The organism is Cellulomonas sp. NTE-D12, assembly GCF_027923705.1.
GTDB lineage: Bacteria > Actinomycetota > Actinomycetes > Actinomycetales > Cellulomonadaceae > Cellulomonas.
Map to the genome: position 1 here is coordinate 2,003,249 of NZ_AP026442.1, position 18,248 is coordinate 2,021,496.

At 75.1% G+C, this 18,248-nt stretch carries 20 protein-coding genes and 1 riboswitch; of the genes, 19 read left to right on the forward strand and 1 reads right to left on the reverse strand.

Annotated features, from left to right (window positions below):
• The first annotated feature begins 49 nt into the window (after positions 1–49).
• The 17 genes from mihF to QMF98_RS09330 all read left to right on the forward strand — a co-directional run bounded on the left by mihF (position 50) and on the right by QMF98_RS09330 (position 15,094).
• Entirely contained in the window at positions 50–361 is a 312-nt protein-coding gene (gene mihF, locus QMF98_RS09250) for an integration host factor, actinobacterial type (protein WP_263730812.1), read from the forward strand.
• A gap of 61 nt (positions 362–422) precedes the next feature.
• Entirely contained in the window at positions 423–992 is a 570-nt protein-coding gene (gene gmk / locus QMF98_RS09255) for a guanylate kinase (RefSeq protein WP_337972805.1), read from the forward strand.
• Positions 993–1,065: 73 nt separating this feature from the next.
• Positions 1,066–1,335: a DNA-directed RNA polymerase subunit omega gene (gene rpoZ, locus QMF98_RS09260; protein WP_263730814.1), complete on the forward strand. Its 270-nt coding sequence runs from the start codon at positions 1,066–1,068 to the stop codon at positions 1,333–1,335.
• 12 nt (positions 1,336–1,347) lie between these two features.
• Entirely contained in the window at positions 1,348–2,544 is a 1,197-nt protein-coding gene (coaBC, locus tag QMF98_RS09265) for a bifunctional phosphopantothenoylcysteine decarboxylase/phosphopantothenate--cysteine ligase CoaBC (RefSeq protein WP_337972806.1), read from the forward strand.
• Positions 2,545–2,616: 72 nt separating this feature from the next.
• A complete protein-coding gene (gene metK / locus QMF98_RS09270) occupies positions 2,617–3,819 on the forward strand; it encodes a methionine adenosyltransferase (RefSeq protein ID WP_337972807.1) in 1,203 nt (400 codons plus the stop codon).
• A gap of 109 nt (positions 3,820–3,928) precedes the next feature.
• A complete protein-coding gene (locus tag QMF98_RS09275; RefSeq protein WP_337975590.1) occupies positions 3,929–5,977 on the forward strand; it encodes a primosomal protein N' family DNA-binding protein in 2,049 nt (682 codons plus the stop codon).
• Positions 5,974–6,591 (forward strand): HAD-IA family hydrolase, encoded by a 618-nt coding sequence (locus QMF98_RS09280; protein WP_337972808.1) that lies wholly within the window; start codon positions 5,974–5,976, stop codon positions 6,589–6,591. Before QMF98_RS09275 ends, QMF98_RS09280 begins: the two co-directional genes overlap by 4 nt.
• Positions 6,592–6,601: 10 nt before the next feature.
• Positions 6,602–7,534, forward strand: coding sequence for a methionyl-tRNA formyltransferase (locus QMF98_RS09285; RefSeq protein ID WP_337972809.1), 933 nt, complete (start codon positions 6,602–6,604; stop codon positions 7,532–7,534).
• On the forward strand, positions 7,531–9,099 hold the full coding sequence (locus QMF98_RS09290) for an RsmB/NOP family class I SAM-dependent RNA methyltransferase (protein WP_337972810.1): 1,569 nt from the start codon (positions 7,531–7,533) through the stop codon (positions 9,097–9,099). The genes QMF98_RS09285 and QMF98_RS09290 overlap by 4 nt, the downstream gene beginning before the upstream one ends.
• Positions 9,100–9,133: 34 nt before the next feature.
• Complete coding sequence (rpe, locus tag QMF98_RS09295; protein WP_337972811.1) at positions 9,134–9,799, forward strand: ribulose-phosphate 3-epimerase; 666 nt, start codon at positions 9,134–9,136, stop codon at positions 9,797–9,799.
• Positions 9,800–9,840: 41 nt separating this feature from the next.
• A riboswitch (FMN riboswitch) is annotated at positions 9,841–9,976 on the forward strand.
• Between the two features lie 82 nt (positions 9,977–10,058).
• Positions 10,059–11,138: a bifunctional diaminohydroxyphosphoribosylaminopyrimidine deaminase/5-amino-6-(5-phosphoribosylamino)uracil reductase RibD gene (ribD, locus tag QMF98_RS09300; protein ID WP_337972812.1), complete on the forward strand. Its 1,080-nt coding sequence runs from the start codon at positions 10,059–10,061 to the stop codon at positions 11,136–11,138.
• Complete coding sequence (locus QMF98_RS09305; RefSeq protein WP_337972813.1) at positions 11,138–11,761, forward strand: riboflavin synthase; 624 nt, start codon at positions 11,138–11,140, stop codon at positions 11,759–11,761. Before ribD ends, QMF98_RS09305 begins: the two co-directional genes overlap by 1 nt.
• Entirely contained in the window at positions 11,758–13,038 is a 1,281-nt protein-coding gene (gene ribB / locus QMF98_RS09310; protein ID WP_337972814.1) for a 3,4-dihydroxy-2-butanone-4-phosphate synthase, read from the forward strand. The genes QMF98_RS09305 and ribB overlap by 4 nt, the downstream gene beginning before the upstream one ends.
• Positions 13,035–13,526: a 6,7-dimethyl-8-ribityllumazine synthase gene (gene ribH, locus QMF98_RS09315; RefSeq protein WP_337972815.1), complete on the forward strand. Its 492-nt coding sequence runs from the start codon at positions 13,035–13,037 to the stop codon at positions 13,524–13,526. Before ribB ends, ribH begins: the two co-directional genes overlap by 4 nt.
• Before the next feature lie 17 nt (positions 13,527–13,543).
• Positions 13,544–13,807 carry a phosphoribosyl-ATP diphosphatase gene (locus QMF98_RS09320; RefSeq protein ID WP_263730825.1) on the forward strand — a complete coding sequence of 88 codons (264 nt, stop codon included), beginning with the start codon at positions 13,544–13,546 and terminating at the stop codon, positions 13,805–13,807.
• 7 nt (positions 13,808–13,814) lie between these two features.
• Positions 13,815–14,663, forward strand: a complete 849-nt coding sequence (gene hisG / locus QMF98_RS09325) for an ATP phosphoribosyltransferase (RefSeq protein ID WP_337972816.1) — start codon at positions 13,815–13,817, stop codon at positions 14,661–14,663.
• Positions 14,660–15,094, forward strand: coding sequence for a PH domain-containing protein (locus QMF98_RS09330; protein ID WP_337972817.1), 435 nt, complete (start codon positions 14,660–14,662; stop codon positions 15,092–15,094). The genes hisG and QMF98_RS09330 overlap by 4 nt, the downstream gene beginning before the upstream one ends.
• Before the next feature lie 20 nt (positions 15,095–15,114).
• Here the strand turns inward: QMF98_RS09330 and QMF98_RS09335 are convergent, their stop codons facing one another.
• On the reverse strand, positions 15,115–16,224 hold the full coding sequence (locus QMF98_RS09335) for a DUF3866 family protein (protein WP_337972818.1): 1,110 nt from the start codon (positions 16,222–16,224) through the stop codon (positions 15,115–15,117).
• Between the two features lie 34 nt (positions 16,225–16,258).
• Between QMF98_RS09335 and QMF98_RS09340 the strand changes: the two genes are divergently transcribed.
• Positions 16,259–17,290, forward strand: a complete 1,032-nt coding sequence (locus QMF98_RS09340) for a helix-turn-helix transcriptional regulator (protein WP_337972819.1) — start codon at positions 16,259–16,261, stop codon at positions 17,288–17,290.
• Entirely contained in the window at positions 17,283–18,248 is a 966-nt protein-coding gene (locus QMF98_RS09345; protein WP_291762843.1) for a helix-turn-helix transcriptional regulator, read from the forward strand. Before QMF98_RS09340 ends, QMF98_RS09345 begins: the two co-directional genes overlap by 8 nt.

An 18,248-nucleotide genomic window follows, 5' to 3' on the forward strand; every position in this document is an offset into this window, starting at 1 on the left:
ATCCTGCAGCCCACGAGGATCCCGGCCCACTGACGAGAAGGTGACGCGCGTGGCTCTCCCTCCGCTGACTCCAGAACAGCGTGCAGCAGCACTCGAGAAGGCCGCCGCCGCCCGGCAGGCCCGCGCCGAGGTGAAGAACCGTCTGAAGTACTCCCAGGGCTCCCTGTCCGAGGTGATCGAGCAGGGTCAGCAGGACGAGACCATCGGCAAGCTCAAGGTGATCTCCCTGCTCGAGTCCCTGCCAGGCGTGGGCAAGGTCAAGGCCCGTGCCATCATGTCCGACATCGGCATCTCCGAGACGCGGCGCGTGCGCGGGCTCGGTCCGCACCAGGTGAAGGCGCTCGTCGACCGCTTCGGGTGATCCCTCGCGGCCCGGTCGGCGGGCCGGGCCGCACCGCACCCGCAAGGAGCACCGCCCACCCATGACGACCACGCCCGCCCGGTTGACGGTGCTCGCAGGACCCACGGCCGTCGGCAAGGGCACGGTGTCCGCCGACGTGCGTGCGCGGTACCCGCAGGTCTGGCTCTCGGTCTCCGCGACGACGCGGTCGCCTCGTCCCGGCGAGGTCGACGGGGTGCACTACCGGTTCGTGTCCGAGGCGGAGTTCGACCGCATGGTGGCGGCCGGCGAGCTCCTCGAGTGGGCGGTGGTGCACGGTCGGCACCGGTACGGCACGCCTCGCGGGCCCGTTGAGCAGCGACTCGCGGCAGGGGAGCCCGTCCTGCTCGAGATCGACCTGCAGGGTGCCCGGCAGGTGCGCCAGAGCATGCCGGGCGCGCGGTTCGTCTTCCTCGCGCCGCCGTCGTGGGACGAGCTGGTGCGGCGGCTGGTGGGCCGCGGCACCGAGGACGAGGCCGAGCGGGAACGCCGGCTCGCCACCGCACGGGTGGAGCTGGCCGCCGAACCGGAGTTCGACCACGTGATCGTCAACGACGACGTGCACCGGGCGACCGACGAGCTGCTCACCGTGATGGGTGTGGTCACCGGCTAAGATGGCAGGCGGCTGTGCGGGCGTGCCCGCACCGAACCCCTTCTTCCCACCCACTCGTCGTCGGGAGCCCACCATGTCCGGAACCGTCGCCCACCCCACGGGCATCACCGACCCGCCGATCGACGACCTGCTGCAGCGAGCCGACTCCAAGTACGCGCTGGTGCTCTTCGCCGCCAAGCGGGCCCGCCAGATCAACGCCTACTACGGGCAGCTGAACGAGGGCCTGCTCGAGAACGTCGGCCCGCTGGTGGAGACGCGCCCGCAGGAGAAGCCGCTGTCGATCGCCATGCGCGAGATCGACAAGGGCCTCCTCACCGCCGAGCCGACCCCGCCCTCCGAGTAGCACCCCACGCCCGTGCGGATCGTCCTCGGCGTCGCGGGTGGCATCGCCGCGTACAAGGCGGTGCTGCTGCTGCGGCTGCTGCGCGAGGACGGTCACGCGGTGCGGGTGGTCCCCACCCGCGCCGCGCTCGAGTTCGTCGGCCGCCCCACGTGGGAGGCGCTGTCCGGCGAACCGGTGAGCACCGAGGTCTTCGACCACGTCGACGAGGTGGCGCACGTCCGCACAGGCCAGGAGGCCGACCTGGTCGTCGTCGCACCGGCGACGGCCGACCTCCTCGCGCGGGCCGCGGCCGGGATGGCCGACGACCTGCTGACGGCCACGCTGCTGGTCGCCCGCTGCCCCGTGCTGCTGGCACCGGCGATGCACACCGAGATGTGGCAGCACCCGGCCACGGTCGCCAACGTCGACACGCTCCGTCGGCGCGGGATCCACGTGCTCGACCCCGTGTCGGGTCGCCTGACCGGGCCGGACACCGGGCCCGGTCGGCTGCCGGAGCCCGAGGACATCGCCGCTGCGGCGCTGGCGCTGGTCCACGGACGCGCCTCCGACCTGGTGGGACGACGGGTCGTCGTATCGGCCGGGGGGACGCGCGAGCCGATCGACCCCGTGCGCTTCATCGGCAACCGCTCCTCCGGACGTCAGGGCATCGAGCTGGCTCGCGCGGCCCACGAGCGCGGCGCCCAGGTGACGCTGGTCGCAGCGAACGTGACGCTGCCGGCCCCGCCGGGCGTGCAGGTGGTCGCCGTCGAGTCCGGCGAGCAGCTGCGCGACGCGGTGCGGTCCGCCGCCAAGCACGCCGACGTCGTGGTCATGGCCGCCGCGGTGGCCGACTTCCGGCCCGTGCGCACGGCCGCCGCCAAGATCAAGAAGCAGCCGGGGGTGGGCCCCACCCCGATCGAGCTGGTCGAGACCGTCGACATCCTGGCGGAGCTGGTGCGCCAGTCGCCTCGCGAGGGGCAGGTGGTGGTCGGCTTCGCCGCCGAGACAGGGGACGAGGCCGGTGACGTGCTCGAGCACGGTCGGCGGAAGGCGATCCGCAAGGGCGCCGACCTGCTGGTGGTGAACGCCGTCGGCGCCGACCGGGGCTTCGGCGTCGAGCACAACGAGGTGACGGTCCTCGACCGAGCGGGCGCCGAGGTGGCGCGGGCGACCGGCACCAAGCTCGAGGTCGCGCACGCGGTGTGGGACGCGGTCCTGCCGCTGCTGTGACGCCGCGCCGCCCGGGTCCGGTACGGGGGCGCGCGACGGGGTGACGTTCGGCGAGCCCGTAGGCTGTCGGCCGTGAGTGCGTCCGCCGCCCGGTTGTTCACGTCCGAGTCCGTCACCGAGGGGCACCCGGACAAGGTCTGCGACCAGATCTCCGACGCGATCCTCGACGCGATGCTCGCCCAGGACCCGCTGTCCCGGGTCGCGGTGGAGACGATGGTGACCACCGGCCTGGTGCACGTCGCCGGCGAGGTGACCACCGACGCGTACGTCGAGATCCCGCAGGTGATCCGCGAGGTCGTCAACGAGATCGGCTACACGTCGTCGGACATCGGCTTCGACGGCGACTCGTGCGGCGTCTCGGTGTCGATCGGCCAGCAGTCGCCGGACATCGCGCAGGGCGTGGACAAGGCGCTCGAGGCCCGGCAGGACGACTCCGACCTGGACCCGCTCGACCTGCAGGGCGCCGGCGACCAGGGGCTGATGTTCGGGTACGCCTGCGACGACACGCCCTCGCTCATGCCGCTGCCGATCTGGGTGGCGCACCGGCTCGCCGAGCAGCTCGCCGCCGTTCGCAAGGCCGGTGTCGTCAAGGGTCTGCGGCCGGACGGCAAGACACAGGTGACGATCGGCTACGAGGGCGACCGTGCCGTCAGCCTCGACACCGTCGTCGTGTCCACCCAGCACGAGCCGGACGTCAACCTCGAGACGACCCTCGCGCCGGCGGTCGCCGAGCTGGTCGTCGGGCCGGTGCTCGCCGAGCTGGACCTCGACACGACGGGTCACCGCCTCCTGGTCAACCCCACCGGCCAGTTCGTCATCGGCGGCCCCAAGGGCGATGCCGGGCTGACCGGCCGCAAGATCATCGTCGACACGTACGGCGGCTTCGCCCGGCACGGCGGCGGCGCGTTCTCCGGGAAGGACCCCTCGAAGGTCGACCGGTCCGCGGCGTACGCGATGCGCTGGGTGGCCAAGAACGTGGTCGCCGCCGGGCTGGCGCGGCGGTGCGAGGTGCAGGTGGCCTACGCGATCGGCACGGCGCACCCCGTCGGCCTGTACGTCGAGACGTTCGGCACCGGCCAGGTGCCGATCGATCGCCTGACGGCGGCCATCCGCGACGTGTTCGACCTGCGACCGGCGGCGATCGTCCGCGACCTCGACCTGCTGCGGCCGATCTACCGTCGCACCGCCGCCTACGGACACTTCGGCCGTGAGCTGGCGGACTTCACCTGGGAGCGCACCGACCGCGTCGCGGACCTCCAGTCGGCCGTCGGCTGACCCGGGTCCCGTCGGGCCGGTCCACCGCCGACCGCGGTCGGGCTCCGTGGGTCGTCGGTGGTGGGATGGGCACGTGGACCTGACCGCGGCGCAGCCGACCCTGGCCGGCATGCCGCGGGTGCGGGCGCCGCGTCGCCAGCTGCCGGTCGACACCGCCGCCCGCCTGCCCGTCGCCCGCGTGTGCGTCGACGTGCAGCCGGCGCACCTCGACCGCGTGTTCGAGTACCTGGTGCCTGCCACGCTGGACGAGCGGGCCGTGCCCGGTTGCCGGCTGAAGGTCCGGTTCGGCGGTCAGGACGTCGACGGCTGGCTGCTGGAGCGCACCGAGGAGGCCGACCACGAGGGACGGCTGGTGCCGATCCGGCGGGTGGTGACGTCCGGTCCGGTGCTGACACCCGAGCTCGCGCGCGTCGCCCGGGCGGTTGCCGACCGCTACGCCGGGACGCTGGCCGACGTGCTGCGGCTGGCGGTACCGCCCCGGCACGCACGTGTGGAGGCCGAGATGGACGCGCTCGGACCGGCGCAGGCACCGGCGGCAGCGCCGGCCGCAGCCGGTGGCGCGTGGTCGGCGTACCGCGGGGGACCGGCGTTGCTGCAGCACCTGCTGGCCGGCGGTGCGCCGCGGGCGGTCTGGACGGCGCTGCCCGGACCGCAGGGGGATCGATGGCCCGACGCGGTGGCGCAGGCCGTCGCGGCCTGCGTGCTCGGCGGGCGCGGGGCGCTGGTGGTCGCGCCCGACCGTCGGGACGTCGACCGGGTGGTCGCCGCGCTGGAGCAGGTGGGGCTCCCGGCCTGGTCGCCCGCGGCGGACGGAGGCGTCGTGCGACTGACCGCCGAGGACGGTCCGGCGCCGCGGTACCGCGCCTTCCTCGCCGCGCTCGGCGGGCGCGCTCGGGTGGTGGTCGGCACCAGGGCCTCCGCGTTCGCCCCGGTCGAGGATCTCGGCCTGGTGGTCTGCTGGGACGACGGCGACCCGCTGCACGCCGAGCCCAGAGCGCCGTACCCCCACGTGCGGGAGGTGCTGACGCTCCGCGCCGAGGCCGCCGGCGCCGCCGCGATCTTCGGCGGGCACGGCCGCTCCGTCGAGGCGCAGGCCCTGGTCGAGCGCGGCTGGGCCGCCTCCGTGACGGCCGACCGCGCCGTGCTGCGCGCGCGCACACCGCGGGTCCGGGCGCTGACGTCCGTCGAGCTCGCCCGGGAGGGAGCGGCCGCGGCGGCCCGGCTCCCCGCACCTGCCTTCGCCGCCATCCGCTCCGCCCTCGAGCGGGGCCCGGTGCTGGTCCAGGTGCCGCGGGCGGGGTACCTGCCGGCTGTCGCGTGCACCCGCTGCCGCGCGACCGCCCGGTGCGCCGTCTGCACCGGACCCCTCGGCCTGACCGGGCCGGACGCCGTGCCCGCCTGCCGCTGGTGCGGCCGGCTCGCCACCGCCTGGCGCTGCTCGACGTGCGGCAACGACGGTCTCCGATCGGTCCGCGTCGGCTCCGAGCGCACCGCCGAGGAGATCGGCAGGGCGTTCCCCGGGACCACCGTCCGGGTCTCCGGGGCGAGAGCCGCGGCCGGCGTGCTCGCGCAGGTCCCCGACCGGCCCGCGATCGTGGTCGCGACACCTGGTGCCGAGCCGGTGGCGGCCGGCGGCTACGCGGCCGCGGTGCTGCTGGACGCCTCGGTGGCGACCACGGGGGACGCACTCTCTGCGGAACCGGACGCCCTGCGTCGCTGGCTGGCCGCTGCGGCCCTGGTCCGGCCGATCGGCGACGGCGGGGAGGTGCTGCTCGTCGGCGACGGTGCGGAACGCCCCACGCAGGCCCTGGTCCGGTGGGACCCCGCCGGTCTTGCCGCACGGGAGCTGGCCGAGCGGGCCGAGCTGGGACTGCCACCGGTGATCCGGGTCGCCACCGTCACGGGGCCGCGGGAGGCCGTCGGTCTCGTCGTCGGCCGGGTGCAGGTGCCCGAGACGACGGTCTGGGGACCCGTCGCCGTCAGCGCGCCGGGCGGCTCACCGGACCCGCTGGATCCGGACGTCCGCGCGATGCTGCGCGCCCCGCGCAGCCGGGGCGCCGAGCTGACCAGGGCACTCGCCGCCTCGGTCGCCGTCCGGAGCGCGCGCCGTGAGGGTGGCACGCTCCGCGTGCAGGTCGACCCTCAGGAGCTGCTGTGAGCACCGTGGACACCCTGGTGCTCGATCTGGGGAACGTGCTGGTGCCGTGGCACCCCGAGCGGGCGTTCGAGGGGCTGGTGCCGGACGAGGACGTACGGCGGTTCCTGGAGGACGTCGACTTCCCGGAGCTCAACCGGTCGCTGGACGCGGGCCGGGACTGGGCCGACGCACGGCACGAGCTGTCCGCGATGGGGCCGTGGTACGTCGACATGCTCGACCTCTACCTCGCCCACTTCCCTCGCACGCTCGCCGGTGAGGTCCCCGGGATGGCGCGTCTGGTGCGCGAGCTGCACGACGTGGGCCTTCGGCTGCTCGGGCTGACCAACTGGTCGGCGGCAACCTTCCACCACGCCGTGCCGGCCGCCCCGGCGATCGGCCTGCTCGAGGCAGTGGTGGTGTCCGGCCAGGAGGGCGTCATCAAGCCGGACCCGCGCATCTTCGCCCTGGTGGTCGACCGCTTCGGGCTGCAGCCCGCCGCGACGCTGTTCGTCGACGACTCCTCGGTCAACGTGGCCGCAGCGCACGCCGCAGGCCTCCCGGCGGTCGTCTTCACCGATGCCGGACGTCTGCGGGCCGACCTCAGGGCGCGGGGTGTGCCCGTGGCCGCCGCCTAGGATCGCAGCCGTGCGTCTGCTCTTCGCCGGGACCCCGGCCCCCGCGGTGCCCTCGCTCGAGGGGCTGATCGCCTCCCGCCACGACGTGGTCGCCGTTCTGACACGCCCCGACGCACCCTCCGGGCGCGGCCGGACCCTGACGGCCAGCCCCGTGCGCCAGGTGGCCGAGGCTCACGGCATCGAGGTGCTCAGCCCTCGACGGCTGCGCGACGAGGACTTCCGCGCACGGTTCGCCGCCCTGGCGATCGACGCCGTCGCCGTGGTCGCGTACGGCGCGCTGATCCCCGCGGACCTCCTCGCCGCGGTGCCGGAGGGGTGGACCAACCTGCACTTCTCGCTGCTGCCCGCATGGCGCGGCGCCGCGCCGGTGCAGCACGCCCTGATCGCCGGCGACGAGGTGACGGGCGCGACCACCTTCCGCATCGAGGAGGGCCTGGACACCGGTCCGGTGTACGGCCTGCTGACCGAGACCATCCGGCCGCGGGACACCGCCGGCGACCTGCTGGACCGCCTTGCGCACGCGGGTGCCGGGCTGCTGGTGCGGACGATGGACGGCATCGCCGACGGCACCCTGGTCGCCGTCGCGCAGGGCGGTGACGGCATCAGCCACGCGCCCAAGCTGACCGCGGAGGACGGGCGCGTCCGCTGGACGCATCCGGCGCACGCCGTGGACCGCCGCATCCGCGGCTGCACCCCCGAGCCGGGCGCGTGGACGATGCTTCCCGACGGCACCCGGCTGGGACTGGGCCCCGTCACACCGGTCGGGGAGACGCTCCCCGCGGGGGTGCTGCAGATCGGGCGGCGGGACGTCCTGGTCGGCACGGGCAGCACGGCCGTGCGCCTGGGGACCGTCTCGGCCCCCGGCCGCCGGACGATGCCCGCCGCCGACTGGGCGCGCGGTGCCCGTCTCGCCAACGGCACGGTCCTCGGGGCCGAGGCATGAGCGACGCCCCGCGGGCAGCCCGTTCGCCGGGTCCCGGCGACGACCGCCGCCGACCGTCCCGCGACCACCGCGACGCCCAGGGCCGCCAGCGAGGGGCCGCGCGCGCCGAGGGCCGCACCGCCCGTTCCGCGGCTGCCCCGGCGCAGCGCGCCCGGCGAGGCGACGCGCCGCGTACCGCCGCCCTCGAGACGCTGCGCGCCGTCGCCGGCTCGGACGCGTACGCCAACCTGGTCCTGCCGCCGCTGCTGCGCCAGCGCCGGTTGCACGGGCGCGATGCGGCCTTCGCCACCGAGCTGACGTACGGCACTCTGCGGCTGCGCGGGCGCTACGACGCGGTGCTGGCTCAGGTGGTCGACCGGGACCTCGACCGGCTCGACCCCGTGGTGCTCGACCTGCTGCGGCTCGGCGCGCACCAGCTGCTCGGCATGCGGGTGCCCGTGCACGCCGCCGTCTCCGAGACGGTCGCGCTCGCCCGCGAGCACGCCGGTGCCGGCGCGGCGCAGCTGGTGAACGCCGTGCTGCGCCGGGTGTCCGAGCACCCGCTGGACGACTGGCTGCACCGCATCGCCGACGCCGCGGACCCGGCCGGGACCGACACCTCGGCCCGGCTCGCCGTCGTGGAGAGCCATCCGGCCTGGGTGGTCCGGGCGTTCCGGGAGGCGCTGGTCGGCCACGGTAGTACCGCGGACGAGCTCGAGGCCGTGCTGCAGGCCGACAACGACGCGCCCGCGGTGACGCTGGTCGCCCGGCCGGGGCTGGTGGAGGTCGACGAGCTCGTCGCCGGGGGAGTCGACGCGGCACCCGGTCGGCTGGCCGGCACGGCCGCCGTGCTGCGCGCCGGCGACCCGGGGGAGCTCGCGCCCGTGCGCGACGGGCTCGCCGGCGTGCAGGACGAAGGCAGCCAGCTGGTGACCCTGGCGCTCGCCGCCGCACCGCTCGACGGACGTGACGAGCGGTGGCTGGACCTCGCCGCCGGCCCGGGTGGGAAGGCTGCGCTGCTCGGGTCGCTGGCCGCCCAGCGCGGGGCCCGCCTGGTCGCCAACGAGGTGCACCCGCACCGCGCCGAGCTGGTCCGCCAGTCGTTGCGGGCGGTGCCGGCGGCGGCCGTGGAGGAGATCCGCGTGGGCGACGGTCGCGACGTGGGTCAGCAGGAGCCCGGCGCCTACGACCGCGTGCTGCTCGACGCGCCCTGCACCGGGCTCGGGGCGCTGCGCCGGCGACCGGAGTCCCGCTGGAGACGGACCCCCGCAGACCTCGCGGCGCTCGGTCAGCTGCAGCGAGGGCTGCTCGCCTCGGCACTGGCCGCTGTGCGGCCCGGCGGCGTGGTGGCCTACGTCACCTGCTCACCGCACCTCGCCGAGACCACGCTCGTCGTCACCGACGCCTTGCGTGCCGCCGCGCGTGCGGGCACGGCGGCCCAGGTGGTCGACGCTCGTTCCGTGGTGCTCGCCCTGGTGCCGGACGGCCAGCCGGCGCCGGACCTCCCGGAGCGCCCCGACGTCCAGCTGTGGCCGCACGTGCACGGCACGGACGCGATGCACCTGACGCTGCTGCGACGGGACTGAGCAGGCGCCGAGCGCGGGACCCTACGCTGGCCGCGTGGCCGTGCGCATCCATCCCAGCATCCTGTCCGCCGACTTCGCCAACCTCGAGCGCGACCTCGGGGCGATCGCGACGGCCGACTACGCCCACGTCGACGTGATGGACCAGCACTTCGTGCCGAACCTGACGCTCGGCCTGCCGGTGGTCCGCCGGCTGGCGCAGGTGTCGCCCGTGCCCCTGGACGTGCACCTGATGATCGAGGACGCCGACCGCTGGGCCCCGGAGTACGCGGCCGCCGGGGCTGCCTCCGTGACGTTCCACGCCGAGGCCGCCCAGGCCCCGGTCCGACTGGCCCGTGAGCTGCGTGAGCGCGGCGTGCGGGCCGGTATCGCGCTGCGGCCGGCCAGCCCTGTAGAACCGCTGCTGGACCTGCTGGCCGAGTTCGACATGGTGCTGGTGATGACCGTCGAGCCGGGGTTCGGCGGTCAGTCGTTCATCGAGGGGACGCTGCCCAAGCTGCGGCGGCTGCGGCAGGCCGTCCGTGAGTCGGGGACGGGCACGTGGATCCAGGTGGACGGCGGGGTGTCCCGCGACACGATCGGCCGGATCGCCCGGGCGGGTGCCGACACCTTCGTCGCCGGTTCCGCCGTCTACGGTGCCGCCGACGTGGCGGCGGAGATCGCCGCCCTCCGCGAGTTCGCAGAGGCACCGATCCAGGCGTGACCTCGCCTGTGGCATGATCGAGGGCAGCAAGTCGAGTACACACACGTGCTCCGGGGTCGGTGCAATTCCGAGCCGGCGGTGACAGTCCGCGACCCGCGAGGTCCTCTCGAGGACCGGACGGTTGACCTGGTGGAACTCCGGGACCGACGGTGAAAGTCCGGATGGGAGGAGACGTGGCGACGCGCGGCGGTCCGCGCGTCGTGCGGTCGGGTGAGCCCTGCCGTCATCCCCGGAGCCCGAGAGGGACCGGGAGGCACGGATGGTGGGCACCGCCGAGACGAGCGCCGGTGTGCGCGCCGCGCAGCCGTCTGCCCGCGAGCGCGCCGCCATGGAGCGCGCGATCGACCTCGCGCGGCGAGGCCCGGCGCACGGGCCGAACCCACGGGTCGGTGCGGTTCTGCTCGACGCGTCCGGAGCCGTGGTGGCCGAGGGCTGGCACGCCGGTGCCGGCACCCCCCACGCGGAGGTCGCCGCGCTCACCGCCGCAGCCCGCAGCGGTGCGGACGTCCGCGGCGCGACGGCCGTCGTGACGCTCGAGCCGTGCGACCACACCGGCCGGACCGGCCCGTGCAGCAGGGCGCTGATCGAGGCGGGCGTCGCCCGGGTGGTGTACGCCGTGGACGACCCGAACCCGGACGCGGCCGGGGGAGCAGCACGCCTGCGGTCCGCCGGCGTGGACGTCGTCGGCGGTGTGCTCGCCGGGGCGGCGCGCGAGCTGCTCCGGCCCTGGCTCGCCGCCGTCGAGCAGGGTCGCCCGTTCGTCACGCTCAAGCTGGCCAGCAGCCTCGACGGCCGCGTCGCCGCGGCGGACGGCAGCAGCCGCTGGATCACCGGGACGGTCGCTCGCCGTCATGCGCACGAGCTGCGCGAGGAGGTCGACGCGATCGTCGTCGGCACGGGCACCGCCCTGCAGGACGACCCGTCGCTCACCGCACGGACCGCCGACGGCACCCTGACGGGGCACCAGCCGCTGCGGGTGGTCGTCGGGTACCGCGCCGTCCCGGGCGACTCGCGGCTGCGCGGCCCCGGCGGCCCGCTGCTGACCCTCGCGACCCACGACCCTGCTCAGGTGCTCGCGGCGCTCGCCGAGCGCGAGGTGCGGCACGTGCTGCTCGAGGGCGGCCCGACCCTGGCGGCAGCCTTCCTGCGCGCCCGGCTGGTCGACGAGGTGCACGCGTACATCGCCCCCGTGCTGCTGGGCGCAGGCCGGTCGAGCGTGGCCGACCTCGGGGTCTCCACGATCGACGAGGCCGTCCGGCTGCGCCCCCGCAAGGTGCGGCCGCTGGGACCGGACGTGCTGGTGGTCGCCGACGCGACCTGGGAAGGACGGGAGGACTGATGTTCACAGGCATCGTCGAAGAGCTGGGCGACGTGGTGGCGCTCGACCTCGCTGAGCCCGGCGAGGACGGCCAGCGCTCCGCTCGGCTGACGGTCCGCGCACCGCTGGCCACGTCCGACGCGCACCTGGGGGACTCGATCGCGGTCTCGGGCGTCTGCCTGACGGTCGTGGACCTGCCGGGCGACGGCACGTTCACCGCCGACCTGCTGCCGGAGACCCTGCGCCGGTCGGCGCTGGGGGAGCTGGCCGTGGGGGACACCGTGAACATCGAGCGCTCGGTGCCGGTGGGCGGCCGCTACGGCGGCCACGTCGTGCAGGGGCACGTCGACGGCGTCGGCGTGGTCCGTAGCCGCACCACCGGCGCGCGGTGGGACGACGTGGTGATCGCCCTCGACCCCGACCTCGCGCGGTTCGTCGCCGAGAAGGGCGCGATCGCCGTCGCGGGCGTCTCGCTGACCGTCACGACGGTCGGCGACGACGAGTTCGGCGTCTCGCTCATCCCGGCGACCCTCGGCGCCACCACCCTCGGCCGGCTCGAGGCCGGCGCGCACGTGAACCTGGAGGTCGACGTGCTGGCGAAGTACACGGAACGGCTGCTGTCGACCGCGGCGGTGGCACGGTGAGCGACGTCGTGCTCGGTACGGTCGAGGACGCTCTCGCCGAGCTGCGGGCGGGCAAGCCGGTCCTGGTGGTGGACTCGCCGGAGCGGGAGAACGAGGCCGACGTCATCCTCGCCGCGCAGTCGGCGACGCCCGAATGGGTCGGCTGGACCATCCGGCACTCGTCCGGCTACCTCTGCGCGCCCATGCCGGCCGCCCGCGCCGACGCCCTCGACCTGCCGGTCATGGTGCCGCACAGCCAGGACGCCCGCCGGACCGCCTACACCGTGACGGTCGACGCGGCGACCGGCGTCACCACGGGCATCTCGGCGGCCGACCGGGCCCGGACGCTGCGGGTGCTCGCCGACCCGGCATCCGGCCGCGGCGATCTCATCCGCCCTGGTCACGTGCTGCCGCTGCGGGCCGTCCCGGGCGGTGTGCTGCACCGCGGCGGCCACACGGAGGCGGCCGTCGACCTGTGCCGGCTGGCCGGCCTCGAGCCCGTCGCGGGCATCTGCGAGGTGGTGAACGACGACGGCTCGATGGCCCGGCTGCCGCAGGCTGCGGCGCTGGCCGCGGAGGCCGGCCTGGTGATCATCACCATCGAGGAGATCGTCGAGTGGCGCCTGGCCCACGGTGACGGGGTCGAGGCCGTCCCCGAGCCCCTGCGTCCCCGGGTCCAGGCCACCGAGAGCGCGTTCCTCCCGACGGAGTTCGGCGACTTCCGCGTCCACGGCTACCGCGACCTGCGGACCGGCGACGAGCACATCGCGCTGGTGCCGGTCAGCGGCCTCTCGGACCAGCCCGTCGTCCGGGTGCACTCCGAGTGCCTCACGGGTGACGCGTTCGCCTCGCTGCGGTGCGACTGCGGCCCGCAGCTGCACACTGCGATGGAGCTGGCCGCGACCACCGGTGGCGCCGTCGTCTACCTGCGCGGGCACGAGGGACGGGGCATCGGCCTGCTGGCCAAGGTCGCCGCCTACGCGCTGCAGGACGAGGGCCGGGACACCGTCGAGGCGAACATCGACCTGGGCTGGCCCGCCGACCGCCGGGAGTACGGCGCCGCCGCGGCGATCCTCACCGACCTCGGCATCGAGAAGGTCACGCTGCTGACCAACAACCCGGCCAAGGTGGCGGGTCTGCGCGCCCACGGCATCGACGTGGCCGAGGTGCGGGGCCTCGAGGTGGGGCGGACGCCGCACAACGCCGCGTACCTGCACACCAAGGCCACCGCGATGGGACACCTGCTGCACGCCGACGATGCAGCGACGCACGGACGAGTCGAGGAGGACGCCCGATGAGCGGCGCCGGAGCACCACAGCTGCACGTGGACGGCAGCGGGATGCGGGTGGTGGTGGTCGCAGCCAGCTGGCACACCACCGTGATGGACGGCCTGCTCGCCGGCTCGCGCCGCGCGCTGGCCGAGGCGAACGTCGCCCAGGTCGACGTGGTCCGGGTGCCGGGATCGTTCGAGCTGCCCGTGGCCGCACGGGCCGCGGCGCTCTCCGGTGCCGACGCCGTCGTGGCGCTCGGCGTGGTGATCCGCGGCGGCACCCCGCACTTCGAGTACGTCTGCCAGGCGGCGACCGGAGGGTTGACGCAGGTCAGCGTGGACACGGGGGTGCCGGTCGGGTTCGGCGTGCTCACGTGCGACGACGAGCAGCAGGCGCTGGACCGTGCCGGTCTGCCGGGCTCGAAGGAGGACAAGGGTGCGGAGGCGGCGCAGGCGGCCGTCGCGACGGTGCTCGCGCTGCGGTCGCTGGACGGCTCCCGGGACAGCGCCTGGTGACAACTAGGCTCACCGGCGTGAAGACGTTCGAGTCCCTGTTCGCCGAGCTCGCGCAGAAGGCCGTGGACCGCCCGGAGGGTTCCGGCACCGTCGCGGAGCTCGACGGTGGCGTGCACACCATCGGCAAGAAGGTGGTCGAGGAGGCCGCCGAGGTGTGGATGGCCGCCGAGCACGAGTCCGACGCCCGCACCGCCGAGGAGATCTCGCAGCTGCTGTACCACCTGCAGGTGCTGATGCTCGCCCGCGGGCTGACGCTCGACGACGTCTACACCTACCTGTGAGGACCCCGTGCTGAGGATCGCCGTCCCCAACAAGGGCTCGCTCTCGGAGCCCGCCGCCGAGATGCTGCGCGAGGCGGGCTACCGCCAGCGCCGTGACGCCCGCGAGCTGGTGCTGCCCGACCCGGACAACGACGTCGAGTTCTTCTTCCTGCGTCCGCGCGACGTCGCCGTGTACGTGGGAGCCGGGACGGTGGACGTCGGCATCACGGGCCGTGACCTGCTGATCGACTCCGGCTCCGCCGCCACCGAGCACCTGCCGCTGAACTTCGCCCGGTCGACGTTCCGGTTCGCCTCGACGGCGGGCCGGCTCACCGACGCCAGCGAGGTGGACGGCCTGCGCGTCGCCACGTCGTACCCCGTGCTGGTCGCGGGACACCTGGCGTCGCTCGGCGTGCAGCCCGCAGCCGTGGTGCGACTCGACGGTGCGGTCGAGTCGGCGATCCGCCTCGGTGTCGCCGACGTCATCGCGGACGTCGTCGAGACCGGCACGACGCTGCGTGCCGCCGGGCTGGAGATCTTCGGCGAGCCCATCCTGCGCTCGGAGGCGGTGCTGGTCCGGCGGGCCGACACCGACGTCCCGCCGGGTCTCGACGTGCTCACCCGTCGCCTGCAGGGCGTGCTGACCGCCCGCGAGTACGTGCTGATGGACTACGACGTACCGCTGTCCGTGGTCGACGAGGCGGTGCGGATCACGCCCGGCCTGGAGTCGCCGACCGTGTCCCCGCTGCACGACAAGCAGTGGGCCGCGGTTCGCGCGATGGTGCCCCGGTCCCAGACCAACAAGGTGATGGACGACCTGTACGACGTCGGCGCGCGCGCCATCATCGTCACGTCGATCCACGCCTGTCGGCTGTGACGGACGCGTCCACCCCCTTCCGCCCGCGGCTCGCCCGCGCGGTGACCCTGGCGGTGGGCGCCCTCGCCGTCGTCCTGACGATCCTGCTGCTGCTGGCGCTGCCCGAGCTGGCTGCCCTCGACAAGGCCGGGTTCGCACTGCTGGCCGTGCTGATCGCCGGGTTCTGCTGGCGTCAGGCGGACGTGCGGGCCGTCCCGGACGACGAGGGCCTGACCGTGCGCAACCTCGTGCTCCAGCGCCGGCTCGTGTGGGCCGACATCGTCTCGGTCCGGTTCGGCCACGGCCGGCCGTGGGTGCAGCTGGACCTCGCGGACGGCACCACGCTGGCCGTCATGGGCATCCAGCGCTCCGACGGTGCCTTCGCGAACCGCGAGGCACGGCGGCTGGCCACGCTGGTGGCCCAGCACACCGCCACCAGCCGGGACGACTGACCGAGCCGGACCCCCGCCGGTCAGCCCGCCGCGAGCGCGGCGGCGTGCACACCGGCCACCGCCGCGGCGAGGAACGACCCCGGGTCGTCGTCCAGGTCCCGTCCCATCGTCGAGAGCCGGACCGGGCACCGCCGCAGCGCCGCGACCAGCTCCGCGTCGGCCTGCACGTCCACCAGCCGGTGCCGTCCGGACAGCGTCGTGGTCTGGGCGCGGACCTGAGACCCCAGCTGGTCCAGCGCCTCTCCCACGCCCGTGAACACCGGGACGGGCACGTCAGCGGTCGCGAGCGCGACGCGCCCGTACGCGGTGAGCGAGTGGTGCGACACACCGCGGTGCCGCGGTCGGGGGTCGGCGCCGGACACCCGCAGGGACGCGACGGGCCGACCGTTCAGCGCGGCCGCGGCGTTGACGGCGTCGCCGGCAAGCACGCCGGAGAACCCCCAGCGGGTGTCGGTACCGAGGTTGCCCGGGCCCTGCGAGACGACCGCCAGGTCCGCACCGGCGACCAGCCGCGCGGCGAGCAGCGCCGAGTGGACGCTCACCGCCTCGAGATCACCGCCGTACGCCTGCCCCGCGGTGATGCACGTGTCCAACCAGCCCGCCTCGCGCAGCGCCGCCACGGTGCGCGAGAACGCCACCGGCAGCGCGCCGCCGTCGGTCATCACGTAGGCGATGCGTGGTGCGGGCCGCCCGGCCGCAGCCGCCGCGTGCCGGGCGCCGGCCACGACGGCGGGCAGCGCCGAGTGCAGGTCCGCGGTCACCACCGGCATGCCGAGCAGGTCGTCGGCGTCCTGGAGCAGGTCGTGGTGCGCCGACTCCTGGTCGTCCACCCCGAGCACCATCACCTGCTGCGGCGTGTACCGCGCCTTGACCAGGTGACCCGGCGCGGGCGGAGGGTCCGCCGGCAGCGCGTCCGTCCGGGCGACCACCAGGGCGTACCCGCCGGTGCCGAGGCCACGCTCCAGGGCCGTGACGTTCAGCAGCACCCGCGCACCTGCCTCGACCGGACCCACCACGTCGTCGTACGCCAGGGCCTGCAGCTGCTCGTCGCCCACCTGCACCAGCACCTCGTGCGCGCCGGTCCATCGCCTGCCGAGCGACACCACGGTCCCGGCGCGCCACGCGATCACCGTCCCACGCTACCGGCCACTACGGTGGTGGCCGATGGCCGCGCAGATCGACCCCGCCGAGCGCCTGCTCAACCTCGTCATCGCCCTGGTCAACACCCCCGGGCGGATGACCAAGGAGCAGGTGCGCCGGTCCGTCGCCGGCTACGCGGACGCACCGACGGACGACGCCTTCGAGCGGATGTTCGAGCGGGACAAGGACACCCTGCGCGAGCTGGGGGTCCCGGTGCTGACGGTCACGGACCCGCGGCACGGCGACGACATCGGCTACCGGGTCGACCCCGACGCGTACGCGCTTCCGCCCGTGCAGCTGACCGCGGGGGAGCTCGGCGTCCTGGCGCTGGCCGCCCAGCTGTGGCAGGACCGTTCACTGCGCACCGACTCCTCCCGGGCGCTGACGAAGCTGCGGGCCGTGGGTGAGGCGCCGGAGGCGAGCGACCTGGTGGCCGGCCTGGCGCCGCGGGTGCGCGCCGGTGGTGACGCGTTCGGCCCGCTGCTCGACGCCGTGCAGGCCCGGCAGGCCGTGCGGTTCGTCTACCGCGCGGCCACCACCGGCGAGGTGCGGGAGCGCGAGGTCGAGCCCTGGCGGCTGCTCGCGCGCCGTGGCGGCTGGGTGCTCGTCGGCCGCGACCGCCACCGGTCCGCGACCCGGTCGTTCCGGTTGAGCCGGATCGAGGGGACGGTCCGGCCCGTCGGCGAGCCCGGCTCGTTCCCGCCTCCGACACCGGCGGAGCTCGACGAGGCGCTGGCGACGTGGACCGCGGGCACCGAACGCCTCGCCGCGCTGGCGGTGCTGCCCGAGCGGGCAGGTGCGGCCCGCGCACGGGCGGTGGTGCCCGACGGCGACACCCCCCCACCACCGGACCTCACCGACGTGCCCGGAGTCGAGCGGCTGCTCGCCACCCGGGACCTGGTGCACGTGCCGTACCGCTCGACGCACGAGCTGGCCGAGGAGCTGGTCGCCTACGGCGACGCCGTCGTCGTGCTCGGACCTCCGGAGCTGCGTGCGGCCGTGCTGCGCCTGCTCCGCACGGCGGCCACGCTCGGCGGGGGAGGCGACGATGCCTGAGCGCGCGAGCGACCGGCTGCTGCGCATGCTCGGCATGGTGGCGTACCTCGACCGGCACCAGGGTGTGCCCGTCGACGAGATCGCCGAGCAGTTCGGCGTGACGCCGCGGCAGGTGCTGGCCGACGTCGACACGCTCTGGGTGACGGGCACCCCCGGGTACCTCCCGTACGACCTGATCGACTTCGACGCCACCGCGTACGAGCAGGGTGTGGTGCGGCTGACGGAGTCGCGGGGCCTGACCCGACCGCTGCGGCTGGGCGGTCGCGAGGCCGTCGCCCTGGTGGCCGCGCTGCGTGCCATGGCCTCGGCGCTGGGTCCGCTGCTGGACGACGAGCAGGCCCGCGTGCTGCGGTCGGCGCTGGCGAAGGTCACCGCTGCGACGGGTGATGCGGCAGCCGCCGTGGACGTGCAGCTGGCCTCGACGGCGACGCCGCAGGTGGCGGCGATCATCGCCGAGGCGCTCGCTCAGCACCGTCGCCTGCGCATCCGGTACGTGAACACCCGGGACGAGGCGAGCGACCGCGAGGTGGACCCGATCCGGCTGGTCAGCGAGGACGAGCGGACGTACCTGCTGGCGTGGTGCCGGTCCGCGGACGGCGAACGGCTCTTCCGCGTGGACCGCGTCCTGGGCGCGGAGGTGCTCGACGAGCCGGCCGAGGACCACTCGGTCCCGGAGGCGGCGGCCGTGTTCTCCCCGGGCCCGGAGGGCGAGCTGGTCACGCTGCACCTGGCCAGCCCCGGCCGGTGGGTGGCCGAGACGACGCCCGCCGAGGCCGTGCGCAACCTTCCCGACGGGTCCTTCGAGGTGGACCTGCGCGTCGTCCAGCCGGCCTGGTTGCGGCACCTGCTGCTGCAGGCTGCGGAGGACGTCCTGGACGTCCGGCCGGCCCGGGTCGCCCAGGAGGTGGCCCAGGTGGCTCGCGCGGCCCTGGCCGCCTACGGACCCGGGGAGGGCTGA

Coding starts and splice junctions, on each gene's coding strand:
- gmk (WP_337972805.1), top strand. CDS start 423: ATGACGACCACGCCCGCCCGGTTGACGGTGCTCGCAGGACCCACGGCC.
- rpoZ (WP_263730814.1), top strand. CDS start 1,066: ATGTCCGGAACCGTCGCCCACCCCACGGGCATCACCGACCCGCCGATC.
- QMF98_RS09275 (WP_337975590.1), top strand. CDS start 3,929: ATGCCGCGGGTGCGGGCGCCGCGTCGCCAGCTGCCGGTCGACACCGCC.
- QMF98_RS09290 (WP_337972810.1), top strand. CDS start 7,531: ATGAGCGACGCCCCGCGGGCAGCCCGTTCGCCGGGTCCCGGCGACGAC.
- ribD (WP_337972812.1), top strand. CDS start 10,059: ATGGTGGGCACCGCCGAGACGAGCGCCGGTGTGCGCGCCGCGCAGCCG.
- QMF98_RS09305 (WP_337972813.1), top strand. CDS start 11,138: ATGTTCACAGGCATCGTCGAAGAGCTGGGCGACGTGGTGGCGCTCGAC.
- ribH (WP_337972815.1), top strand. CDS start 13,035: ATGAGCGGCGCCGGAGCACCACAGCTGCACGTGGACGGCAGCGGGATG.
- QMF98_RS09340 (WP_337972819.1), top strand. CDS start 16,259: ATGGCCGCGCAGATCGACCCCGCCGAGCGCCTGCTCAACCTCGTCATC.
- QMF98_RS09345 (WP_291762843.1), top strand. CDS start 17,283: ATGCCTGAGCGCGCGAGCGACCGGCTGCTGCGCATGCTCGGCATGGTG.